Here is a 2,624-nt window from a genome sequence, read left to right as displayed (position 1 = left end):
TGCGTGTTTCGTTAAGTCCCGGACACCGATTTCAGTAAGTCCCGGACAGCAATTCCGCTAAGTCGCGGACAGCGATTCCGCTAAGTCCCGGACAGTTACCGGGCGGATTTGATGGTCGGTCTTCGGCTGCGCCGTTCTGGCAATCTGGCTTCTCACGAGACGTTGAGAGGGGCCATGCCAAGACGGAAGCAAGCGAGACGAACGAGCGTGAGGGACATCCGGACGATCCTGCGCCTGACCTATGAACAGGGTCTGTCGGTGCGCGAGGTGGCCGAGCGGCTGAAGATCGGCAAGACCTCGGTTTCGACCTATTTGCTGCGAGCGCGGGAGGCGGGGCTGTCGAGCTGGCCGTTGGCGCCGGGCTACGACGACGATGCGGCGCTGGAACGGCGTCTGTTTCACAGAATGGGCCGGCCGCCGCAGGACCTGAGCGAACCGGACTGGGCGCTGGTTGCCCGGGAGCTGAAGCGCGAGGGGGTGACGCTGACACTGCTGTGGCAGGAATATCGCGCCGCCCATCCCGACGGCTACGGCTTCACCTGGTTCTGCGACCGGTTCACCGCCTTCCGGCGGCGGGCGAGCCCGACGTTCCGCAATCGGCATGCGGCGGGCGCGGTGATGCAGACCGACTATGCCGGGCAGACGGTGCCGGTGATCGATCCGGCGACCGGCGTCATTTTCCCGGCGCAGATCTTTGTCGCGGTGCTGGGCGCCTCCAACCTGACCTTCGCCTTTGCCAGCTTCAGTCAAAAGCTGCCCGATTGGATCGACGGCCAGGTGCGGGCGCTTGCCTTCTTCGGCGGGGTCACCAAGGCGATCGTCTGCGACAATCTGAAGGCTGGGGTCGCCAAGGCGCTGTGGTTCGAGCCGACCTTGAACGCGACCTTTGCCGCGATGGCCGAGCATTACGACACCACGATCCTGCCAACCCGCAGCCGAAAGCCGCGCGACAAGGGTAAGGTCGAGGGCGCGGTGCTGATCGTCGAGCGCTGGATTCTCGCCCGGCTCAGGAACCGAACGTTCTTCTCGCTGGTCGAGCTCAATTCGGCTGTCGCCGAACTGCTCGAGGAGTTGAACAACCGGCCAATGCGCCATGTCGGCAAAAGCCGCCGCGAACTGTTCGAGGAGATCGAGCGGGCAGCCTTAAGGCCGCTGCCGGCAACGCCGTTCGAATACGCGGAATGGAGATCGGCGAAGGTCCATCCCGACTACCATGTCGAGGTCGACAAGACCTTCTATTCGGTGCCACATCGGCTGATCGGCCGCACCGTCCAGGTCCGGCTCACCCATCGGGTGGTCGAGATCTTCCACGATCACCAGCGCGTCGCCAGCCATGTCCGTCGTTCGCAACGCTCCGGCCATGTCACCGTCAACGCCCACATGCCGAAGGCACATCAGCGCTACGCCAACACAACGCCGGCCACCTTGATCGCTCGGGCCGCCAAAATCGGGCCCAACGCCGCCATTCTGGTCGAGCGCCTGATGCGCGACCGGCCGCATCCGGAACAGGGATATCGCGCCGCCATGGGCATCCTGTCGCTTTCGCCGCGCTATGGGCAGGAGCGCACGGAGGCGGCCTGCGAGCGGGCGCTCACGATCAACGCGATCACCTACGCCTCCGTCACCGCCATTCTCAAGTCCGGCCTCGACCGGGCGAGCACCACAGAGCCGGCAAAGCCGACGCCGGCGCACGGCAACATCCGCGGCAGCAGCTATTACCAGTGAAGGAAAGGAAGAAAGAATGCTGACCAACCCGACACTCGACCAGATGCAGGCGCTCGGCCTGGCTGGCATGGCCGCCGCCTGGCGGCAACTGGCCGAGCAGACCAACGCCAATGAACTCAGCCGCGACGAGTGGCTCGGCCTGATGCTCGACCGCGAGATCGCCATGCGTGCCGACAAGCGCGTCCGGAACCGGCTCGCCTCAGCCAAGCTACGCTTTCCCGAGGCCTCCATCGAAGACATCGATTTTGCCGCGCCGCGCGGGCTCGACCGCCGCAACACAATGGCGCTCGCGCAGGGCGAATGGCTGAAGACGCATGAGAATTTGATCGTTACCGGCCAGACCGGCACCGGAAAGTCATGGCTGGCCTGTGCCTTCGGCCGTCAGGCGGCACGGCTCGATCATTCCGTCCTCTACGTGCGCGTTCCACGGCTCTTCGAGGATCTGGCGCTCGCCCGCCTTGATGGTCGCTTCCCCCGCCTCATCGACAAGCTCACGCGCGTGCAGCTCCTCATCCTCGACGACTTCGGAACCCACTCGCTCACCGACCAGCAGCGCTTCCATCTGTTCGAAATCGTTGAGGAACGCTATCGGCGCAAGTCCACCCTGATCACCGCCCAGGTCCCGGTGGCCAGATGGCATGACCTGATCGCAGACCCGACCGTCGCCGACGCCATTCTCGACAGGATCGTTCACAACGCCCATCGCATCACCCTCCAGGGCGACAGCATGCGAAAGCAAAAAGCGCCGCCGCTCTTGACCGGCGACGAAAACGGCGAAATCAATCACCCATGAAGACAACCAGGCACCCGAGGGCCACCGCCGCCAAACTGTCCGCGACTTAGTGAAACAAGTGTCCGCGACTAAGCGGAATCCCTGTCCGGCTTTTGCGAAATGCGCA

The 2,624-nt window shown here is 64.2% G+C and carries 2 protein-coding genes; both read left to right on the top strand.

Annotation, left to right across the window (positions count from 1 at the left end; genetic code table 11):
* The first annotated feature begins 174 nt into the window (after positions 1 to 174).
* On the top strand, positions 175 to 1,725 hold the full coding sequence (gene istA, locus CN933_RS31160) for an IS21 family transposase (protein WP_027989119.1): 1,551 nt from the start codon (positions 175 to 177) through the stop codon (positions 1,723 to 1,725).
* Between the two features lie 16 nt (positions 1,726 to 1,741).
* Positions 1,742 to 2,518 (top strand): IS21-like element helper ATPase IstB, encoded by a 777-nt coding sequence (gene istB / locus CN933_RS31155; protein WP_027989120.1) that lies wholly within the window; start codon positions 1,742 to 1,744, stop codon positions 2,516 to 2,518.
* Positions 2,519 to 2,624: the final 106 nt, after the last annotated feature.

The organism is Sinorhizobium sp. M4_45 (assembly GCF_002885915.1).
Taxonomy (GTDB): Bacteria; Pseudomonadota; Alphaproteobacteria; order Rhizobiales; family Rhizobiaceae; genus Sinorhizobium; species Sinorhizobium meliloti_A.
The sequence above is the reverse complement of the archived record's forward strand: the minus strand, read 5'-3'. Positions and strand labels throughout refer to the sequence as shown.

Coding starts and splice junctions, on each gene's coding strand:
- istA (WP_027989119.1), top strand. CDS start 175: ATGCCAAGACGGAAGCAAGCGAGACGAACGAGCGTGAGGGACATCCGG.
- istB (WP_027989120.1), top strand. CDS start 1,742: ATGCTGACCAACCCGACACTCGACCAGATGCAGGCGCTCGGCCTGGCT.